Origin of the sequence: Streptomyces tyrfis (assembly GCF_037034285.1) — a bacterium.
Taxonomy (GTDB): domain Bacteria; phylum Actinomycetota; class Actinomycetes; order Streptomycetales; family Streptomycetaceae; genus Streptomyces.
This window is the reverse complement of the sequence record NZ_JBAGJZ010000001.1, coordinates 83,577-100,937: the sequence shown is the minus strand read 5'-3', so window position 1 is coordinate 100,937 and position 17,361 is coordinate 83,577. Positions and strand designations below refer to the sequence as shown.

Genomic DNA, 17,361 nt, shown 5'->3' with positions numbered 1-17,361 from the left:
GACAGCACACAGGAGGCACCCGAGTTGATCTACGGCGCAATGAAGCTCTCCATCGGCAATGGGCTGAAGCTCGCCTTCCGGCCCTGGGTGGAGGGCCTGGAGAACATCCCCGCGCACGGTCCGGCGATCCTCGCGAGCAACCACCTGTCCTTCTCCGACTCCTTCTTCCTGCCCGCCGTCCTGGACCGCAAGGTCACCTTCATCGCCAAGTCCGAGTACTTCACCTCGCCCGGGGTGAAGGGGAAGCTGACCGCCGCGTTCTTCAAGGGCGTCGGCCAGCTCCCGGTGGACCGCTCGGGCACCCGCGGCGCCGGCGAGGCCGCCATCAAGGCGGGCATCGAAGTCATCGAGAGCGGCGGGCTGTTCGGCATCTACCCGGAGGGCACCCGGTCGCCCGACGGCCGCCTCTACCGGGGCAAGCCCGGCGGGCTCGCCCGGGTCGCGCTGGCCACCGGGGCGCCCGTCATCCCCGTGGCGATGATCGACACGGAGAAGATCCAGCCGCCCGGCAAGGTGGTCCCCAAGCTGATGCGCCCGGGGATCAGGATCGGCAAGCCGCTCGACTTCAGCCGCTACCACGGCATGGAGGGCGACCGCTTCATCCTGCGCTCGGTCACCGACGAGGTGATGTACGAGATCATGAAGCTCTCCGGCCAGGAGTACGTCGACATCTACGCGACCGTCGCCAAGCGGCAGATCGCGGAGGAGGCGAAGCGCCGCGCCGAGGAGGAGAAGCGCCGGGCCGAGGAGAAGCGCGCGACCGGCGGGTCCGGAACGCGGGACTGACGGAACGCAGGGCTGACGGAACGCAGGGCTGACGGAACGGTTCGGCACGGCGCGCGCCGTGCCGTCCGGGGGGTGGGGAAGTGGTCAGGCGCGAACGCGTCGTACGGATGTCGGTCGAGCAGCCGCTGTGGCGCGCCCTGACGGCCTATCGCGTCCTGACGATGCTCTACGCGGTGCTGCTCACCGTGTTCGGGCGGGAACGGTACGACCGGCCGTGGGTCGCCGTCGCCTTCCTGACCGTGCTGGCGGTCTGGACGGTCGTCACCCTCCCGAAGGTCGCGGGCGCGGCCGCCTGCACCAAGCGCTTCCTCGGCGCCGACCTGGCGGTCGCCCTCACCGGCATACTCCTCACCCCGCTCGCCGACTTCGAGGCCCAGCGGGTCGACGGCCCCACGCTGCCGTCCATCTGGACCGCAGGCTCGGTGCTGGCCTTCGCGCTCAAGGGCGGCTGGCGCTGGGCGGCGTTCGCCTCCACCCTGGTCGCCGTCGTCAACATCGTCGAGCGCGGCCAGCCCAGCCGGGACACCTTCCACAACGTCCTGCTGGTCTGGGTCGCCTCCATCGCCATCGGCTACGTCGTCGAGGTCGCCCGGGCCAGTGAGCGCACCCTCGCCCGCGCCCTGGAGATCGAGGCCGCCACCCGCGAGCGGGAACGGCTGGCGCGCGACATCCACGACAGCGTCCTCCAGGTCCTCGCGATGGTGCAGCGGCGCGGCACCGCGCTCGGCGGCGAGGCCGCGGAGCTGGGCCGGATGGCGGGGGAGCAGGAGGTCGCCCTGCGCTCCCTGGTCACCAGCGGGCTGGTGCCCGCCACCCGGGTCTCCGAGGACGCCGCCGAGGGGGCGGTGGTCCGCAGCGTGGAGGTCGACGACGAGCCGTCCGGGCCGGCCGCGTGCGACCTGCGCTACCTGCTCGCCCCGCACGCGGGCGCGCGGATCAGCTTCGCGGAGCCGGGGGCCCCCGTGCTGCTCGACCCCGCCACCGCGGCGGAGCTGGCGGCCGCCGTCGGCGCCGCCCTGGACAATGTGCGGGTGCATGCGGGGGAGGACGCCCGGGCGTGGATCCTGGTCGAGGACTGGCCGGACGAGGTGATCGTCACGGTCCGGGACGACGGGCCGGGCATCCCGGAGGGGCGGCTGGCCCAGGCGGAGGGCGAGGGCCGGATGGGGGTCGCGCTGTCGATCCGGGGCCGGCTGCGTGACCTGGGCGGCACGGCCGAGTTGGTCTCCGTGCCCGGTCAGGGCACCGAGGTCGAGTTGAAGGTTCCGAAGGTTTCACGGGGGAAGGCAGGATCAGCCGGATGAGTACGGAGAACAGCCGCGTCGCCGACGAGCGGACCGCCGGGGCGGAGGCGCGGACGACCAGGGTGATGGTGGTCGACGACCACCCGATGTGGCGCGACGCGGTCGCCCGCGACCTGTCCGAGTCCGGTTTCGAGGTGGTGGCGACCGCCGGCGACGGACCGCAGGCGGTCCGCAGGGCGAAGGCGGTCGCGCCCGACGTCCTCGTCCTCGACCTCAACCTGCCCGGCCTGCCCGGCGTACAGGTCTGCAAGGAGGTCGTCGGCGCGCTCCCCGGGCTGCGGGTGCTGGTGCTCTCCGCGAGCGGCGAGCACGCCGACGTGCTGGAGGCCGTCAAGTCCGGCGCCACCGGCTATCTGCTCAAGTCGGCCAGCACGCAGGAGCTGATCGAGGCCGTGCGGTCCACCGCCGCCGGGGACCCCGTCTTCACCCCGGGCCTGGCCGGACTCGTCCTCGGCGAATACCGCAGGCTCGCCTCGGACCCGGCGCCCGCCGCCTCCGACGAGCCCAAGGCCCCTCGGCTCACCGAGCGCGAGACGGAGGTGCTGCGGTTGGTGGCCAAGGGACTGTCGTACAAACAGATCGCCGAGCGGCTGGTCATTTCGCACCGCACGGTGCAGAACCACGTCCAGAACACCCTGGGCAAGCTTCAGCTGCACAACCGGGTGGAGCTCGTGCGGTACGCGATCGAACGCGGCCTCGACGACGCCTGAGCCCTCCGGCCCGGGCGGCCCGTCGGCTCCTCGGGCCGCCGAGGCGACCGGCGCCCGGCGGCGGGGAGGGCCGGCCGCGCCGGGCGGCGTGCCGGGGGAGCGGGCCGTATATTCGCGATGACCGGCCCCGGTCCCCGATCCGCGCGACGAACGGGAGCAGTCGTGGAGATCCTGGCCTTCGGTGTGCAGTCCGACGAGAGGCCGCTGCTCGAAGAGGCCTTCCGACGGGCCTTCGGCGGACGGCACCCCGTCCGGTGCCTGGACGTCTTCCTCGACGCGGACACCGCGCCCATCGCGGCGGGCTACGAGATCATCTCCAGCAGCGTCAACGCCGACCTGGGGGGCAGGGTCCTGCAGACGCTCGCGGCGGGCGGCACGCAGCTGATCGCCCAGCGCTCCACCGGCTTCAACAACATCGATCTCGACGTGGCCGAACGGCTCGCCCTGCGGGTGGCCCGGGTCTCCCACTACTCGCCGTACGCGGTCGCGGAGTTCGCCTGGGCCCTCGCGATGGCGGTCAACCGCCGTGTCGTCCGGGCCGTGAGCCGCACCCGCGACTTCGACTTCCGGCTCGACGGCCTCCTCGGCCGGGACATGCACGGGCGCACGGCCGGGGTGATCGGCACGGGGAAGATCGGCGAGGCGTTCACCCGGATCGCGCACGGCTTCGGCATGAGACTGCTCGGCTGGGACGTCGCGCGGAACCCCGCCTGCGTCGGCCTCGGCATGGAGTACGTCGAGAAGGACCGGCTCCTCGCCGAGTCCGACCTGGTCAGTCTGCATGTGCCGCTGCTCCCCGCGACCCGCCGCCTGATCGGCGCGGACGCCCTGGCGCGGATGAAGGACGACGCGATCCTGATCAACACAAGCCGCGGCGGTCTCATCGACACCACCGCGCTGGTCTCCGAGCTCCGCGCGGGCCGGTTCCTGGGCGTCGGACTCGACGTGTACGAGGCGGAGGCGGGACTCTTCTTCCTCGACAAGTCCCTGGAGGGGATCGACGACGACACCCTCGCCCGGCTCGTCACCTTCCCCCACGTCGTCGTGACCTCGCACCAGGCGTACTACACCCGGGACGCCGTGGGCCAGATCATCGACGCCACCGTGCGCAACGTCGACGACTACCTGGCCGGCCGCCGCAGCGAGAACGTCCTCGTCCCCGCCCTCCCGAAGGACTGAGGTCCCGGGAGACCCGGGGCGGGGGCCAGGGCCCCCGGCCCCGGCCCGGCCCCCGGCCCCGCCCCGGCCCCCGGCCCCGCCCCGGGCGCAGGCCCCGCCCCGGGCGTACGGTTCTCCCCGGGTCCCCGGGTCCCGCCGCCCCCCTCAGCCGCCGACCGGCAGCCCGGCGAGCAGTTCCGTCACGATCGCCGTGCCGCGCAGGGTCAGCACCGACTCCGGGTGGAACTGCACCGACGCGAAGCCCGGGCCGCGCAGCGCGTGCAACTCCCCGGTCGCCGGATCCAGGCTGGTCCGGATGCCGTGCGCCGCCAGCTCGTCCGCCGCGCCCTCGTCGCAGCGGGCCGTGAAGCTGTTGTAGAAGCCGACCGTCTCCGGCCGGCCGAAGAGATCGATCCGGACCTGCGCGCCCTGGTGGGGCACGGCCTTGCGGACGATGTCCAGCCCCAGCTCCGCCGCGATCAGCTCATGCCCCAGGCAGACCCCCAGCAGGCCGTGCCGGTGCTCCCGGACCAGCTCCGCGGCGATGCCGCGCAGCAGCCGCATCTTCGGGTCGGCCGTGTCGCCCGGGTTCCCCGGCCCCGGGCCCAGCACGACCGGCCCCGCGTGGCCGCGCACCCGCTCGCGCAGCCCCGGCTCGTCGAAGCGGTGCACCGACACCTCCAGGCCCGAGGAGCGCAGCAGATGGGCCAGCATCGCGGTGAAGGTGTCCTCGCCGTCGATCACCAGCGCACGGCCGGAGACCTCCCGGGACCGTTCCCGCATCCGCAGCCAGAACGGGGCGAGCCCGTCCCGCCGGGCGTCCAGCGCGGCCCGCACCCGGGGGTCGTCCGCCAGTCGCGCCGGGCTCGCCGCCTCCGCCCGGGGCCGGCCCGGCCGCACCCCCAGCGCGGCGAGCACCCCGGCCGCCTTCGCGTGCGTCTCCGCGACCTCGCCCGCCGGATCGGAGTGGCGCACCAGCGTCGCCCCCACCGGCACCCGCAGCCGCCCGTCGGCCGCGATGTCGGCGGTACGGATCAGGATCGGCGAGTCCAGGGTCTGCGTTCCGTCCGGCTCCCGCCGCAGCAGCGCCAGCGCCCCCGCGTAGTAGCCGCGCCCGCCGGACTCGTACCGTTCGATGACCCGGCAGGCGTTCTGCACGGGCGAGCCGGTGACCGTAGCGGCGAACATGGTCTCCTTCAGCACCTCCCGCACGTCCAGCGAGGAACGCCCCCGCAGCTCGTACTCCGTGTGCGCGAGATGGGCCATCTCCTTCAGCCGCGGCCCGACCACCACCCCGCCCATGTCGCCGACCGTGCACATCATCTTGAGCTCCTCGTCGACGACCATGGAGAGCTCGTCCCGCTCCTTGCCGTCCGCGAGGAAGTCCAGCAGGCCCTCGGCGGTCGGCCCCTCGGCGGGATAGCGGTACGTGCCGCTGATCGGGTTCATGACGACGGTGTCGCCGGACATCCGCACATGCACCTCGGGGCTGGCCCCCACCAGCGTCCGCCCGCCCCCGGCGGCGCCGCCGGTGTGCACCACGAACGTCCAGTACGCGCCGCGCTCGCCCGCCAGCAGCCGCCGGAAGAGGGCCAGCGCGTCGGCCCGGCCGAAGCCGGGGATCTCGCCCCGGAAGGTCCGCCGGACGACGAAGTTGGCGCCCTCGCCCCGCCCGATCTCGTCCTCGACGACCCGCCGGACGATTCGTGCGTACTCCTCGTCGGGGACGTCGAAGCCGCCGTTCTCGACCCGCACCTCGCGCTCCGGCAGCCGCTCCAGCACCTCCGCGAGCGGCAGCTCGTACACCTCGTCGGCGACCAGCACCGACAGCGGGGTGCCGTCGTCGCGCACGTCGAAGCCGCGCTCGGCGATCTGCCGGAACGGCACCAGGGCCAGCGAGGGCAGCGGCCCGACCGGGAGATCGGCGAGCCGGTCCGCCTCCCGCACCCGGCCGATCAGCACCTCGACGGTGTCCTGGTCGTGGCCGGGCGTACGCCTGCGCAGCAGGGCGAACGGGGGGCAGTCGTCGCCGAGCAGCCGTTCGACGACGAGGGCGGTGCGCGGGGAGCGGTACGGGGGCTGGGGCACGGGACTGTTCCTTCCATGAGGAGGAACGGCTCCCAAACGCGGAGAAGGCCGCCCCTCGGGCGGCCTTCGCGTGGTCTGTCGCGCGATCGATCAGTGGGCCGCCGGATGAGCGGTCCACCACCAGTTCTGGGTCGTCTGCGCGAACATGCACCGAACCCTAGCGGATGACGGGATCGTCCGAGCGCGCGTCTCAACTATTGAGCTTTCGGATGGACGCGCCGTCCGACCCCGTAATGTGGTCGGTGTGACCGTGAACGCCAATACCTCCGTCGCCGGTGGCAACACCTGGCGAGACCTTCCCGCGGCGCAGCAGCCCGAGTACCCCGATGCCGAGGCTCTGCGCGATGTACTCGCGGAACTCGCGTCGTATCCGCCGCTCGTCTTCGCGGGCGAGTGCGACCAGCTGCGCGCCCGCATGGGAGCCGTCGCCAAGGGCGAGGCGTTCCTGCTCCAGGGCGGCGACTGCGCCGAGGCGTTCGACGCGGTGTCGGCCGAGCACATCCGGGCCAAGCTGAAGACGCTGCTCCAGATGAGCGCCGTCCTCACCTACGCGGCGTCCGTGCCGGTCGTCAAGGTGGGGCGGATCGCCGGCCAGTACTCCAAGCCGCGCTCCAAGCCGACCGAGACCCGCGACGGCGTCACCCTGCCGACCTACCGGGGCGACTCCGTCAACGGCTTCGCCTTCACCGAGGACGCCCGCGTCCCGGACCCGCAGCGGCTGAAGCAGATGTACCACGCGTCCGCCTCCACGCTGAACCTGGTGCGCGCCTTCACCACCGGCGGCTACGCCGACCTGCGCCAGGTGCACGCCTGGAACCAGGACTTCGTGAAGTCGTCGCCCTCCGGCCAGCGCTACGAGGCGCTCGCCCGCGAGATCGACAACGCGCTGAACTTCATGAAGGCGTGCGGCACGGACCCGGCGGAGTTCAAGGCCGTCGAGTTCTACGCCTCGCACGAGGCCCTGCTGCTGGACTACGAGTCGGCGCTGACCCGCGTCGACTCGCGCACCGGGCAGCTCTACGACGTCTCCGGCCACATGGTCTGGATCGGCGAGCGCACCCGGCAGCTGGACCACGCGCACATCGAGTTCGCCTCGAAGATCCGCAATCCGATCGGCATCAAGCTCGGCCCGACCACGACGGCGGAGGAGGCGCTCCAGTACATCGAGCGCCTGGACCCGGACCGGGAGCCCGGCCGGCTGACCTTCATCGTCCGCATGGGCGCGGACAAGGTCCGCGACAAGCTCCCCGAGCTGGTGGAGAAGGTCACGGCCTCCGGCGCCACCGTGGCGTGGGTGACCGACCCGATGCACGGCAACACCTTCGAGGCCGCCTCCGGCCACAAGACCCGCCGGTTCGACGACGTCCTGGACGAGGTCAAGGGCTTCTTCGAGGTGCACAAGGGCCTCGGGACCCACCCGGGCGGCATCCACGTCGAGCTCACCGGCGACGACGTCACCGAGTGCGTCGGCGGCGGACACGAGATCTTCGTGGACGACCTGCACCAGCGCTACGAGACGGCCTGCGACCCGCGGCTCAACCGGAGCCAGTCCCTCGACCTGGCGTTCCTGGTCGCCGAGATGTACCGGGACCAGTAGGCGTCACCGCAGGTGACACGCGTACGACGGTGGGGCACGGATCGCTGTGATCCGTGCCCCACACGCCTTCCGGAGGTTCCCGGCGCCTTGCGTGCCGGGTAAGGTTAGGTTTGCCTCACCGGGTAGGGGGACGGTCTGGCAGCAACGACCGAACCCGTCGGGAGGTGAACCGCGTGTACGTCTGCTCGTGCTTCGGCGTCACGGAGCAGCAGGTCAGGGAGCATGCGGAAGCCGGGGCCTGCACCCCCCGGAAGATCGCCTCCGTCAGCAAGGCGGGCACGGACTGCGGCGGCTGCGTCCGCGCCATCCAGGCCGTGCTCGGCCGGGGCGCCTGCCCGCGCCGTGAACTGCTCGACCGGAAGCGGACGGCCGGATCCGGCGCCGACGCGCCCGGTTCCGCCGCCCCCGTCCCCGGGGCCGCGCCGGGCGCCGCTCCGAGCGCCGACGGGGACACGCCGACGGCCGTCCCGGCGGCCGCCCCGGGCGTCCGGTTCTCCGAAGCGGCCTGACCGCTCCCGGAGCGGCCTTCCCGGGAACTCAGTAGCCCTCGCGGCCCGTCTTCCCCTTCGGCCCCATCTGTCCGCCGTGCCCCTCGTCGTGCGGCTGCTCGATCTGCTGGGCGATGTAGAGCGGCTCCCCGAGCTTCTCGACGAGCGCCAACTGGGCCTCCAGATAGTCGACGTGGTGCTCCTCGTCGTCGAGGATCGCCTCGAAGACGTTCGCGGAGGTGATGTCGTCCTTCCCGCGCATCAGGTCGATCCCGCGCCTGAGCCGGTCGATCGCCTCCACCTCGATCTGGAGGTCGGCCTGGAACATCTCCGTGACGGTCTGCCCCACCCGTACATGGAACAGCCGCTGGTAGTTGGGGAGTCCGTCGAGGTAGAGGATCCGGTGCGTGAGGATCTCGGCGTGCCGCATCTCGTCGAACGACTCGGCGCGGGTGTACTTCGCGAGCTTCAGCCAGCCATGGTGCTCCTGCATCTTCGAGTGCAGGAAGTACTGGTTGATCGCGGTCAGTTCGGCGGTCAGCTGCTCGTTCAGGAACTCGATGACCTCGGGATCGCCCTGCATCGGAGAGGCTCCTTCCGGCTGGTGAGTACCGGCCAATACGGGTGAGTGTCGGCGTATGTCAGTGAATGCCGGTCAATGTCAATGAATACGGCAAGTTGGCCGAATCCTCGCATCGCGCCCAGTAATCGTCCAGTAAGTACACGCTTAGTGGTATTTGCCGGAATTATCGACACCCTGGTCGGAACCACCCCTGCCTGTCTGTCACCATGGAGGCATGGGTCAGCCGGAAAGCCGGGAAAATCGCGCGTCGGAGCAGTCGGAGCTTCCGCCGGGACAGCGGCTCCAGCGAGGCTGGCCGGTCACCCATTACGGCCCGGTGCCCAAGTTCAAGCCGGACCGCTGGGAGTTCCGGGTCTTCGGCGCCACGGCGGACGGCGCGAAGCACTGCTGGAACCATCGGGAGTTCTCGGTGCTGCCGTTCGCCACGGTCGTCGCCGACCTGCACTGCGTCACCAAATACAGCATGCTCGGCGCGGAATGGGGCGGGGTCCTCGCCCGCACGGTCCTGGAGCTCGCGCCGCCCGCGCCGGACGTCACGCATGTCATGGTCTGGGCCGAGTACGGCTTCAGCTCGAACATGAGGCTCGCCGACTTCGCCTCGGAGCGAACGATTTTCGCCACCCACAAGGACGGCGAACTGCTCACCGCCGAGCACGGCTTCCCGCTCCGGCTCGTCGTGCCGCACCTCTACGCCTGGAAGGGGCCCAAGTGGGTCCGCGGTGTCGAGTACATGACGGCGGATCGCCGCGGCTTCTGGGAGGAGCGCGGCTACCACAACATCGGTGACCCGTGGCGTGAGCAGCGCTACTCGTACCAGGAGGAGCTCGGGGACGGCCCCGAGCTCTGACCCGGCGGGCGGCCGGTCCTCCCGGCCGGTCTCAGTGGTACGGGTGCACCACCGCGTGCCCCTTGCCCCGGCCGATCATCCACTTGTTGACCGGTGTCGTCACCACGAAGGCCACGACGAGCGAGAGCGCGAGCGTTCCCCAGAACAGCGCCTCGGAGAGCGTGGCGTCCATGGCTCCCGGCCACAGCGCGATCAGGCCGTTGTCGATCAGCTCCATCGCGGCGATGGAGAGCGTGTCGGCGGCGAGGGCCACCCGGAGGGCCGTGCGGAAGTCGACGCCGGCCTTCCGGACGGAGCGCAGCGTCAGCGTGTAGCCGAAGAAGAAGGCCAGGACGATCGCGAGCGCCATCGTCGCCGAGCCGCCCCAGCCGAACGCCGTGCCGATCACCATGCCGAGGACCTCCCCGACGGCGCATCCGGTGAGGCAGTGCAGGGTGGCCCGGGCGGCCATGGCCCAGCCGGACCCGCCGTGGGCGCGGCCGTGGCGGGCGGGGTGGCCGGAGCCGTCCCCGCCGTGGCCCGGATGGGCTCCGTGGTGACCGGAGTGCGCGGAGCGGCCTCCGTGTCCGGTGTGCCCGCTGTGCGCGGTGCGGTGTGCGTGGTGGTCCCGATGCCGGTCCGGGGCGTTCGTCCCGCCCGGTCCGGGCCGCTCGCCGTGCCCGTCGTGCTCGCTCCGCTCGTGCTCCGTCTCGTGCCGCATGATCATCCCCCATGCCGAGTGGCGGTTCCTTCGGACAGCAGGAATCGTATACCCCCCAGGGGTATTCCTCAACGGGGGATCGGCATCGAACGCGGACGGCCGCCGCGCGCGGCGGGGCCCGGCCCCCGCCGCCCGGCCCCGCCCGCTCAGCCCCCGTCGCGCAGCGCCTTCAGCCGGGCCACGTCCGCCGCATGGCCCTCCTTGCCGCCCGGGGTCTCGATGACCAGCGGCACGCCCTCCGTCGCAGGGTGGGAGAACAGCTCCCGGAACGGCTCCTCGCCGATGTGCCCGGCGCCGATGTTCGCGTGCCGGTCCTTGTGGGCGCCCGCCACGTCCTTGGAGTCGTTGGCGTGGATCAGCTTCAGCCGGCCCGCCCCGACCGTGTCCACCAGCAGGTCCAGGGTCCGCCGTACGCCCGAGGGGGCCGCCAGGTCGTGGCCGGCCGCGTGGATGTGGCAGGTGTCCAGGCACACGCCGAGCCTGGGGTGGGAGTCCAGCGCCTCGAAGTACGGGCCGAAGTCCCAGGTGCGCGAACAGAGCGAGGACCCCTGACCGGCCGTGGACTCCAGCAGCAGCCACGGGTCGTCCTCGTGCGTCAGCTCGTCCAGCAGCGGCCGCAGACGCGTGCGCACCTGCGCGAGGGCCCGCTCGCGCGCCCGGCCGCCGGTCGCGGAGCCGGTGTGCACCACCACGCCCAGGGCGCCGATCGCCCGGGCCCGGCGCAGCGAGTGCCGCAGCGACTCCACCGACTTCTCCGCGGTGGCCTCGGTGTGCGAGCCGAAGTTGATCAGGTACGGCGCGTGGACGTACACCGGCAGCGACGCGGCGGCGCACTCGGCGCGGAACCGCTCGTCCTCGGCGGGGTTCCCCGCGGGCGTCGCCCAGCCGCGCGGGTTGGCGACGAAGACCTGCACGGCCTCCGCGCCCATCTCCCGGGCGTAGGCGAGGCCGACCTTGGCGAGACCGCCGGCCACGGGAACGTGGCCGCCGACTGGGTTGCGCATGTGGAACTAGAGCCCCTTGATCCTGATGGTGATGGTGCTGCCCTCGGGAGCCTGCCCGCCGCCCTCGACGGACTGGTCCGCCACGGTGTCGCTGAAGGACAGGAACGGACGCTTGACCTCGACCTCGAAGCCCGCGCCCTTCAGTTCGCGCTTCGCGGCGTCGACGTCCTTCCCGGTCACGTCCGGGACGGTGAGCATCCGCGGCCCCTTGGAGACCGTGAGCCTGACGGTGTCCCCCTCGGCGGCCCGCGCGCCCTTCGCCGGGGACTGACGGGCGATGTCGCCGGAGACCTCGGGCGCGTTGATCCGGCCGGGCAGCACCTCGGCCTTCAGCCCGTGCTCGTCCAGCGCGTCCGTGGCGTCCTGGACCGACAGGCCGGTGACGTCGGGGACCTCGACCGGGGCGCCCTTGCTGACGACGAGGGCGACCGCGGTGTCCGGGTGCCGTCCGGCGCCCGCCCCGGGCTCGGTCCGGATCACGTCGCCGCGACCGGTGTCCTCGCTGAACTCCCGGGTGATCATGCCGGGCGCCAGACCGGCCTTCTTCAGCTCGCGCCGGGCCTCCGTGAGGGAGAGGCCCCGGACGTCGGGCACCTTCACGATCTCGGGACCGCGCGAGACGACCAGCCGCACCCCGTCGTTCCTCCGGATGCGCGCCCCGGACGCCGGATCGCTGTCGATCACCTTGCCGCGCGCCACGGTGTCGCTGTAGGCGCCGTCGACGCCCTTGACGTCCAGACCGGCGTCCGCGATCCGCTGCCGGGCGTTCTGCTCGCTCTGCCCCAGCAGCGAGGGGACCCGGGTGAACTGCCCGGAGTTGATGTACCAGACGCCCGAGCCGATGCCCAGCGCCAGCAGCACGGCCGCCACCACGGTGACGACGGAGCGCCGGGGCCGCCGGAAACGCCCCGGTCCGGCGTCCGGCCCGGCCGCCGGACCGGACGGCTCCCGCGGCGGCAGCGCCAGCCGGCTGGTGTGCTGCGCGGTGACCTCGTGACCGGACGGGACCGGTCGCGGGATCACGCTGGTGCGGTCCTCGGCGGCGTCGCGCTCCTCGGCCAGGGCCTGCGGCGGCACCGCGTCCAGCTGGGCGTCGGAGAGCGCGGACCGGGCCCGGCGGGTCTCGGCCAGCAGCGCCACCGCGTCGGACGGGCGGACCTCGGGATCGCGCGCGGTGGCGCTCGCCACCAGGTCGTCCAGCTCCACCGGAAGGTCCGGGACCAGGGCCGACGGGGCCGGGACGTCCTCGTTGAGATGCCGGTAGATCACCTGGGCGGGGGTGTCGCCCGCGTGCGGCTTGGCGCCGGTCAGCATCTCGTACAGGACGACGCCGCAGGCGTACACGTCGGTCCGGGTGTCCGCCGTGCCGTGTTCTATCTGCTCGGGGGCGAGGTACGAGACCGTGCCCAGCACCGACCCGGTGGTGGCGGTGGCGGAGCCCACCGCCCGCACCAGCCCGAAGTCGGCCACCTTGACCCGGCCGTCGTCCCCTATCAGGACGTTCTCCGGCTTCATGTCGCGGTGCACGAAACCGGCCCGGTGCGCGGAGCCGAGCGCGGCCAGCACCGGCTCCAGGATGTCCAGCGCGGCCCTCGGCTGCAGGGCGCCCCGGTCGCGCAGCACGTCGCGCAGGGTGCACCCCGGGACGTACTCCATCGCGAGGTAGACGTACTGCCCCTGGGCGCCCTGGTCGAAGACCGCGACCACATTGGGGTGCGCGAGCCGGGCCACGGACTTGGCCTCGCGTATGAACCGCTCCACGAAGGAGGCGTCGGTGGCGAGCGCCGGATGCATCACCTTGAGGGCGAGCACCCGGTCCAGCCGGGTGTCTACGGCCCGGTAGACCGTGGCCATGCCGCCCGCGGCGATGCGGGCATCGACGCGGTAGCGGCCGTCGAGCAGCTGCCCGACGAGCGGGTCCTGGAGGGTCGTATCCACGCAAGCGAGTCTACGAGCAGCCGGGGACCCCCTCCGACGGTCCGGACGGCCCCGGGGCCGAACCACGGCCGAGCCGTGACAGGGACACGATGCGCGCGCCCGCCCCGGCGGCTCCGCGCGCCGGTCGCGCGCCGGTTCAGAAGGCCGGGCGTTCCGGGTCCAGCACCGCGCGCCCCGCCACCGGCGACGACGCCTCGGCGAAGTGGCGGCGCGGGATCCGGCCCGCCCGGTAGGCCAGCCGGCCGCCCGCCACCGCGTGCCGCATCGCGGACGCCATCAGCTCCGGCTCCTGGGCCCTGGTCACGGCGGACGCCAGCATCACCGCCGCACACCCCAGCTCCATCGCCAGCGCCGCGTCCGAGGCCGTCCCGGCGCCCGCGTCGAGGATCACCGGCACCCGGGCCTGCTCGACGATCAGCTGGAAGTTGTGCGGGTTGCGGATGCCGAGCCCGGAGCCGATGGGGGAGCCGAGCGGCATCACCGCCGCGCAGCCCACGTCCTGGAGCCGGCGGGCCAGCACCGGGTCGTCGTTGGTGTACGGCAGCACCGTGAAACCGTCGTCCACCAGGGTCTCGGCGGCGTCCAGCAGCTCGACCGGGTCGGGCAGCAGGGTCCGCTCGTCGGCCACCACCTCCAGCTTGACCCAGTCGGCGCCCAGGGCCTCCCGGGCCAGCCGGGCGGTCAGCACGGCCTCGCCCGCGGTGAAGCAGCCCGCCGTGTTCGGCAGGACGCGGATGCCGAGCCGCCGCAGCACGGACAGCACCGAGCCCTGCACGGTCGGGTCCAGGCGGCGCATCGCGACGGTGGTCAGCTCGGTGCCGGAGGCGACGAGGGCGCGTTCCAGCACGTCGAGGCTGGGCGCCCCGCCCGTGCCCATGATCAGCCGGGAGCCGAACACGGCGTCGCCGAGGGCGAAGAGGTCGTCGGACACGGTCAGCCTCCCTGGACCGCGGTCAGGATCTCGACCCGGTCGCCGTCGCGGAGCGCGGTGGCCGTCCACTGTCCGCGCGGCACGACGCTCTCGTTCACGGCGGCCGCGACCCCGGACCGGGCCGCGGTCAGACCGGCGACGAGGACGTCCAGGGCGGTGCCCGGGTCGAGGAGACGGACCTCGCCGTTCACGGTCACGCGCACGGGGGCGCGGGACGGGCCGGGGGAGGGGTCGGCGGCGGTCGCGGAGTCGGGGACGGGCGCGGACTCGGTCATGCGGGCTGCTCCTGACGTACTTCGGAGTCGGCGGCGGGCGAGAAGCGGTGCGGGGTGAAGGGGCGGGCTTCCTCGGGCAGTTCGCCGTCGGCCAGCAGCGCCGCCATGATGTCGCCGGTGACGGGCGTGAGCAGCACCCCGTTGCGGTGGTGGCCGGTCGCGAGATGGAGGCCGGGCAGCGCGGTGGGGCCCAGCAGCGGGGCGTTGTCGGGGGAGCCGGGGCGCAGACCGGCCCGGGCCTCGGTGAGCGGCAGCTCGGTGATGCCGGGCACCAGCTCGTGGGCGTCCCGCAGCAGCTCGTAGACGCCGCCCGCGGTGACGGTGGTGTCCCAGCCCATCTCCTCGCTGGTGGCGCCGACGACCAGTTCGCCGTTCTCCCGCGGCACGAGATAGAGGTGGCCGCCCCGGACCAGGGCCCGGACCGTCCGGGAGAGGAAGGGCGCGTACCGGGCGGGCACGGTCAGCCGCAGCACCTGCCCCTTCACCGGCCGCACCGGCGGCGCGACCCCGGGCGGCAGGCCCGCCAGCCGGCCGCTGAGACTGCCGGCGGCGAGCACCACCTGGTCGGCGGCGCGCTCCGCGCCCCCGGCGAGCACGACCCCGACGGCCCGGTCGCGTACCACCCTCAGCCGCTCCGCCCGGGCGCGGTGGAAGACCACCCCGGCCCGCTCGCACGCGGCCAGCAGCGCGGCGGCCAGCCGGCGCGGATCGACCTGGTGGTCGCCGTCCACCCGCAGCCCGCCCCGCACCCCGGGCGCGAGCATCGGCTCCAGACGGCGGCACTCGCGGCCCGTCAGCCACTCCGACTCCAGGCCCGAACGCCGCTGCAGGGCGTGCAGTTCCCGCAGATGGGCGCGGTCGTCGGAGTCCAGCGCGACGGCCAGCGTGCCGCAGGCGCGAAAGCCCGTGTCCCGGCCGCTCGCCTCCTCCAGCTCCGCCACGAAGTCCGGGTAGCGGGCGGCGGAGGCCAGGTTCAGCCCCAGCAACAGCTCCTCGCCGTAGTGGAGTTCGGTGACGGCGGCCAGCATCCCGGCCGCCGTCAGCGCGGCCCCGCCGCCCGGTTCGGGGTCGACGACCGCGGTGCGCAGACCGCGTTGCGCGGCGCGCCAGGCGGTCACCAGGCCGATGACGCCGCCCCCGACGACGAGGACGTCGCAGCCGCCGGAACCGGCGCCGGCCCGGCCGGGAGCCTCACGGAGCACGCCGCGACCCGAGCCGGGCGCGCCGGGACCGCGGGCGGGCACGCCCGGACCTGCGCCGGGACCGCGGCCGGGCGCGCCGGGACCTTCGTCGGGAACGTCGGACCGCTCCTCGTTCCGAGAAACACGCATGGGCGTCCAGCCCCTCCCTTCGCCGGCATGACCCGGATCAGGTTCGTACGGTCGGAGGCCGCCCAGCCTCCCTCTCAGCCCGCTCCGTGCGGGCTCCCGCGAGTGTCTTACCGTGGCCACCCTAAACCCCGCCCCCGCGGCCCGGTAAGGGAGCGGCGGCCGAGGCCCGTTCGCCGTCGTGGCACTCCCGGACGGCCGGACCGGGCCGGACGGGCCAGGGGAGCGGGAGCCGCGGGAGGGCGGCGGCGCCGGCGCCGTGGAGCAACTCCCCCTGTCCTGACGTGTCGTCAGGTGTTTAAGGTGTACGGGTGAGCGATCAGCAGCAGTCGGAACGCCCGGACCCGGACACGGGACGCCGCGTGGTCATCGCAGGCGCGGGCATGGCCGGCGTGCAGACGGCCGTGGCCCTGCGGGAACAGGGCTTCACCGGCCCCGTCACGGTGATCGGCGCCGAACCCCACCAGCCCTACGACCGGCCCCCGCTGTCCAAGGCGGTGCTGCTCGGCAAGGCCGAGGACTCCGCCTTCGACATCGACTTCGAGGCGCTGGACGTCGAGCTGCGGCTGGGCCTCGACGTCACCGGCCTGCGGGCCGCGGCGCACGAGCTGGACACGGCCTCGGGCCCCGTCCCCTACGACGTGCTGGTGCTCGCGACCGGCGCCGAGCCGGTCGTCCTGCCCGGCACCGAGGGCGTCCCCGGCGTCCATCTGCTGCGCACCCTCGACGACGCGGCCCGGCTGCGGCCCGTCCTCGACCGGCGGCACGACGTGGTGGTGGTCGGGGCGGGCTGGATCGGAGCCGAGTTCGCCACCGCCGCCCGCGCCGCCGGCTGCGCGGTCACCGTCCTGGAGGCCGCCGACCGGCCGCTCGCCGGGGCGCTGCCCGCCGAGGTCGCCGCCCCGATGGCCGCCTGGTACGCCGAGAGCGGCGCCGAACTCCTCACCGGCGCCCGCGTCGACCGCGTCGAACCGGGCAGGGTGGTCCTCGCCGACGGCCGGGAGATCCCGGCCGGGGCCGTCGTCGTCGGCATCGGCGCCCGGCCCGCCACCGGCTGGCTGGCCGGCTCGGGCGTCGAGCTGGGCCCCGACGGATCGGTGACCGCCGACAGCCTGCTGCGCACCTCGCTGCCCGACGTGTACGCGGTCGGCGACTGCGCCTCGTTCCCCTCCGCCCGGTACGGCGAACGCCTGCTCGTCCACCACTGGGACAACGCCCTCCAGGGCCCCCGGACGGTCGCCGCCGACATCGTCGCCGCGGCCGGGGACCGCCCGGCGCCGCCCGCCTACGACCCCGTCCCGTACTTCTGGTCCGAGCAGTTCGACCGGTTCGTGCAGTACGCGGGGCACCACGCGGCCGCCGACACCCTGCTGTGGCGCGGCGACCCCGCCGAACCCGCCTGGTCGGTGTGCTGGCTGCGCGACGGCGTCCTGGTCGCCGTCCTCGCCGTCGGCCGCCCCCGCGACCTGGCGCAGGGCCGCAGACTCATCGAGGCGGGGACGCCGCTGGACCCGGCGCGGGTCGTCGATCCCTCCGTGCCCCTGAAGTCGACGCCCCTCTGACGGCGTACCGGCGCCCCTCGTACGGTCGGCCCGGCTACCGGCTGTCGGTCCGGGATGGCACG

17 protein-coding genes and 1 riboswitch are annotated in these 17,361 nt (G+C 73.5%); of the genes, 8 read left to right on the top strand and 9 right to left on the bottom strand.

Translation table 11 applies throughout. The features are described from left to right. Positions 1 to 24: 24 nt before the first annotated feature. The 4 genes from WA762_RS00460 to WA762_RS00445 all read left to right on the top strand — a co-directional run bounded on the left by WA762_RS00460 (position 25) and on the right by WA762_RS00445 (position 3,979). Positions 25 to 786 carry a lysophospholipid acyltransferase family protein gene (locus WA762_RS00460; protein WP_335931708.1) on the top strand — a complete coding sequence of 254 codons (762 nt, stop codon included), beginning with the start codon at positions 25 to 27 and terminating at the stop codon, positions 784 to 786. An 80-nt stretch (positions 787 to 866) separates the two neighbouring features. Next, a complete protein-coding gene (gene macS, locus WA762_RS00455) occupies positions 867 to 2,090 on the top strand; it encodes a MacS family sensor histidine kinase (protein ID WP_335931706.1) in 1,224 nt (407 codons plus the stop codon). A gap of 65 nt (positions 2,091 to 2,155) precedes the next feature. Beyond that, on the top strand, positions 2,156 to 2,800 hold the full coding sequence (locus tag WA762_RS00450) for a response regulator (RefSeq protein ID WP_443080489.1): 645 nt from the start codon (positions 2,156 to 2,158) through the stop codon (positions 2,798 to 2,800). A 162-nt stretch (positions 2,801 to 2,962) separates the two neighbouring features. Continuing rightward, positions 2,963 to 3,979, top strand: coding sequence for a 2-hydroxyacid dehydrogenase (locus tag WA762_RS00445; RefSeq protein ID WP_335931702.1), 1,017 nt, complete (start codon positions 2,963 to 2,965; stop codon positions 3,977 to 3,979). Positions 3,980 to 4,123: 144 nt separating this feature from the next. On the opposite strand, the gene WA762_RS00440 is transcribed toward WA762_RS00445, so the two are convergent. Together WA762_RS00440 and WA762_RS35615 are read right to left on the bottom strand one after the other, a co-directional pair. Continuing rightward, on the bottom strand, positions 4,124 to 6,046 hold the full coding sequence (locus WA762_RS00440) for an anthranilate synthase family protein (RefSeq protein WP_335931700.1): 1,923 nt from the start codon (positions 6,044 to 6,046) through the stop codon (positions 4,124 to 4,126). A gap of 90 nt (positions 6,047 to 6,136) precedes the next feature. Next, positions 6,137 to 6,193 (bottom strand): trp operon leader peptide, encoded by a 57-nt coding sequence (locus WA762_RS35615; RefSeq protein WP_078513512.1) that lies wholly within the window; start codon positions 6,191 to 6,193, stop codon positions 6,137 to 6,139. A gap of 97 nt (positions 6,194 to 6,290) precedes the next feature. Here WA762_RS35615 and WA762_RS00435 point away from each other — a divergent pair, with 97 nt between their 5' ends. Next, the gene (locus tag WA762_RS00435) at positions 6,291 to 7,643 is read left to right on the top strand and encodes a class II 3-deoxy-7-phosphoheptulonate synthase (protein WP_335931698.1); all 1,353 of its coding nucleotides are present in this window, start codon (positions 6,291 to 6,293) and stop codon (positions 7,641 to 7,643) included. 173 nt (positions 7,644 to 7,816) lie between these two features. Further along, the gene (locus tag WA762_RS00430) at positions 7,817 to 8,152 is read left to right on the top strand and encodes a (2Fe-2S)-binding protein (RefSeq protein WP_335931696.1); all 336 of its coding nucleotides are present in this window, start codon (positions 7,817 to 7,819) and stop codon (positions 8,150 to 8,152) included. A gap of 28 nt (positions 8,153 to 8,180) precedes the next feature. On the opposite strand, the gene bfr is transcribed toward WA762_RS00430, so the two are convergent. Further along, entirely contained in the window at positions 8,181 to 8,714 is a 534-nt protein-coding gene (bfr, locus tag WA762_RS00425; RefSeq protein WP_335931694.1) for a bacterioferritin, read from the bottom strand. 214 nt (positions 8,715 to 8,928) lie between these two features. On the opposite strand from bfr, the gene WA762_RS00420 reads away from it, so the two are divergent. Then, entirely contained in the window at positions 8,929 to 9,561 is a 633-nt protein-coding gene (locus tag WA762_RS00420) for a sulfite oxidase-like oxidoreductase (RefSeq protein ID WP_335931692.1), read from the top strand. A gap of 31 nt (positions 9,562 to 9,592) precedes the next feature. Here WA762_RS00420 and WA762_RS00415 read toward each other — a convergent pair whose 3' ends face one another. The 6 genes from WA762_RS00415 to thiO form a co-directional block, all read right to left on the bottom strand. Next, complete coding sequence (locus WA762_RS00415) at positions 9,593 to 10,261, bottom strand: DUF4396 domain-containing protein (protein ID WP_335931691.1); 669 nt, start codon at positions 10,259 to 10,261, stop codon at positions 9,593 to 9,595. Between the two features lie 146 nt (positions 10,262 to 10,407). Further along, on the bottom strand, positions 10,408 to 11,265 hold the full coding sequence (locus tag WA762_RS00410) for a deoxyribonuclease IV (protein ID WP_335931689.1): 858 nt from the start codon (positions 11,263 to 11,265) through the stop codon (positions 10,408 to 10,410). 6 nt (positions 11,266 to 11,271) lie between these two features. Then, positions 11,272 to 13,203, bottom strand: coding sequence for a Stk1 family PASTA domain-containing Ser/Thr kinase (gene pknB / locus WA762_RS00405; protein WP_335931687.1), 1,932 nt, complete (start codon positions 13,201 to 13,203; stop codon positions 11,272 to 11,274). A 136-nt stretch (positions 13,204 to 13,339) separates the two neighbouring features. Continuing rightward, positions 13,340 to 14,134: a thiazole synthase gene (locus tag WA762_RS00400; RefSeq protein ID WP_335931685.1), complete on the bottom strand. Its 795-nt coding sequence runs from the start codon at positions 14,132 to 14,134 to the stop codon at positions 13,340 to 13,342. Between the two features lie 2 nt (positions 14,135 to 14,136). Continuing rightward, complete coding sequence (thiS, locus tag WA762_RS00395; protein WP_335931683.1) at positions 14,137 to 14,409, bottom strand: sulfur carrier protein ThiS; 273 nt, start codon at positions 14,407 to 14,409, stop codon at positions 14,137 to 14,139. Then, positions 14,406 to 15,611, bottom strand: coding sequence for a glycine oxidase ThiO (gene thiO, locus WA762_RS00390; protein WP_335931682.1), 1,206 nt, complete (start codon positions 15,609 to 15,611; stop codon positions 14,406 to 14,408). The genes thiS and thiO overlap by 4 nt, the downstream gene beginning before the upstream one ends. Before the next feature lie 126 nt (positions 15,612 to 15,737). Beyond that, a riboswitch (TPP riboswitch) is annotated at positions 15,738 to 15,850 on the bottom strand. A gap of 198 nt (positions 15,851 to 16,048) precedes the next feature. Here thiO and WA762_RS00385 point away from each other — a divergent pair. Further along, positions 16,049 to 17,299, top strand: coding sequence for an NAD(P)/FAD-dependent oxidoreductase (locus WA762_RS00385; RefSeq protein ID WP_443080483.1), 1,251 nt, complete (start codon positions 16,049 to 16,051; stop codon positions 17,297 to 17,299). The last annotated feature ends 62 nt before the right edge of the window (positions 17,300 to 17,361 follow it).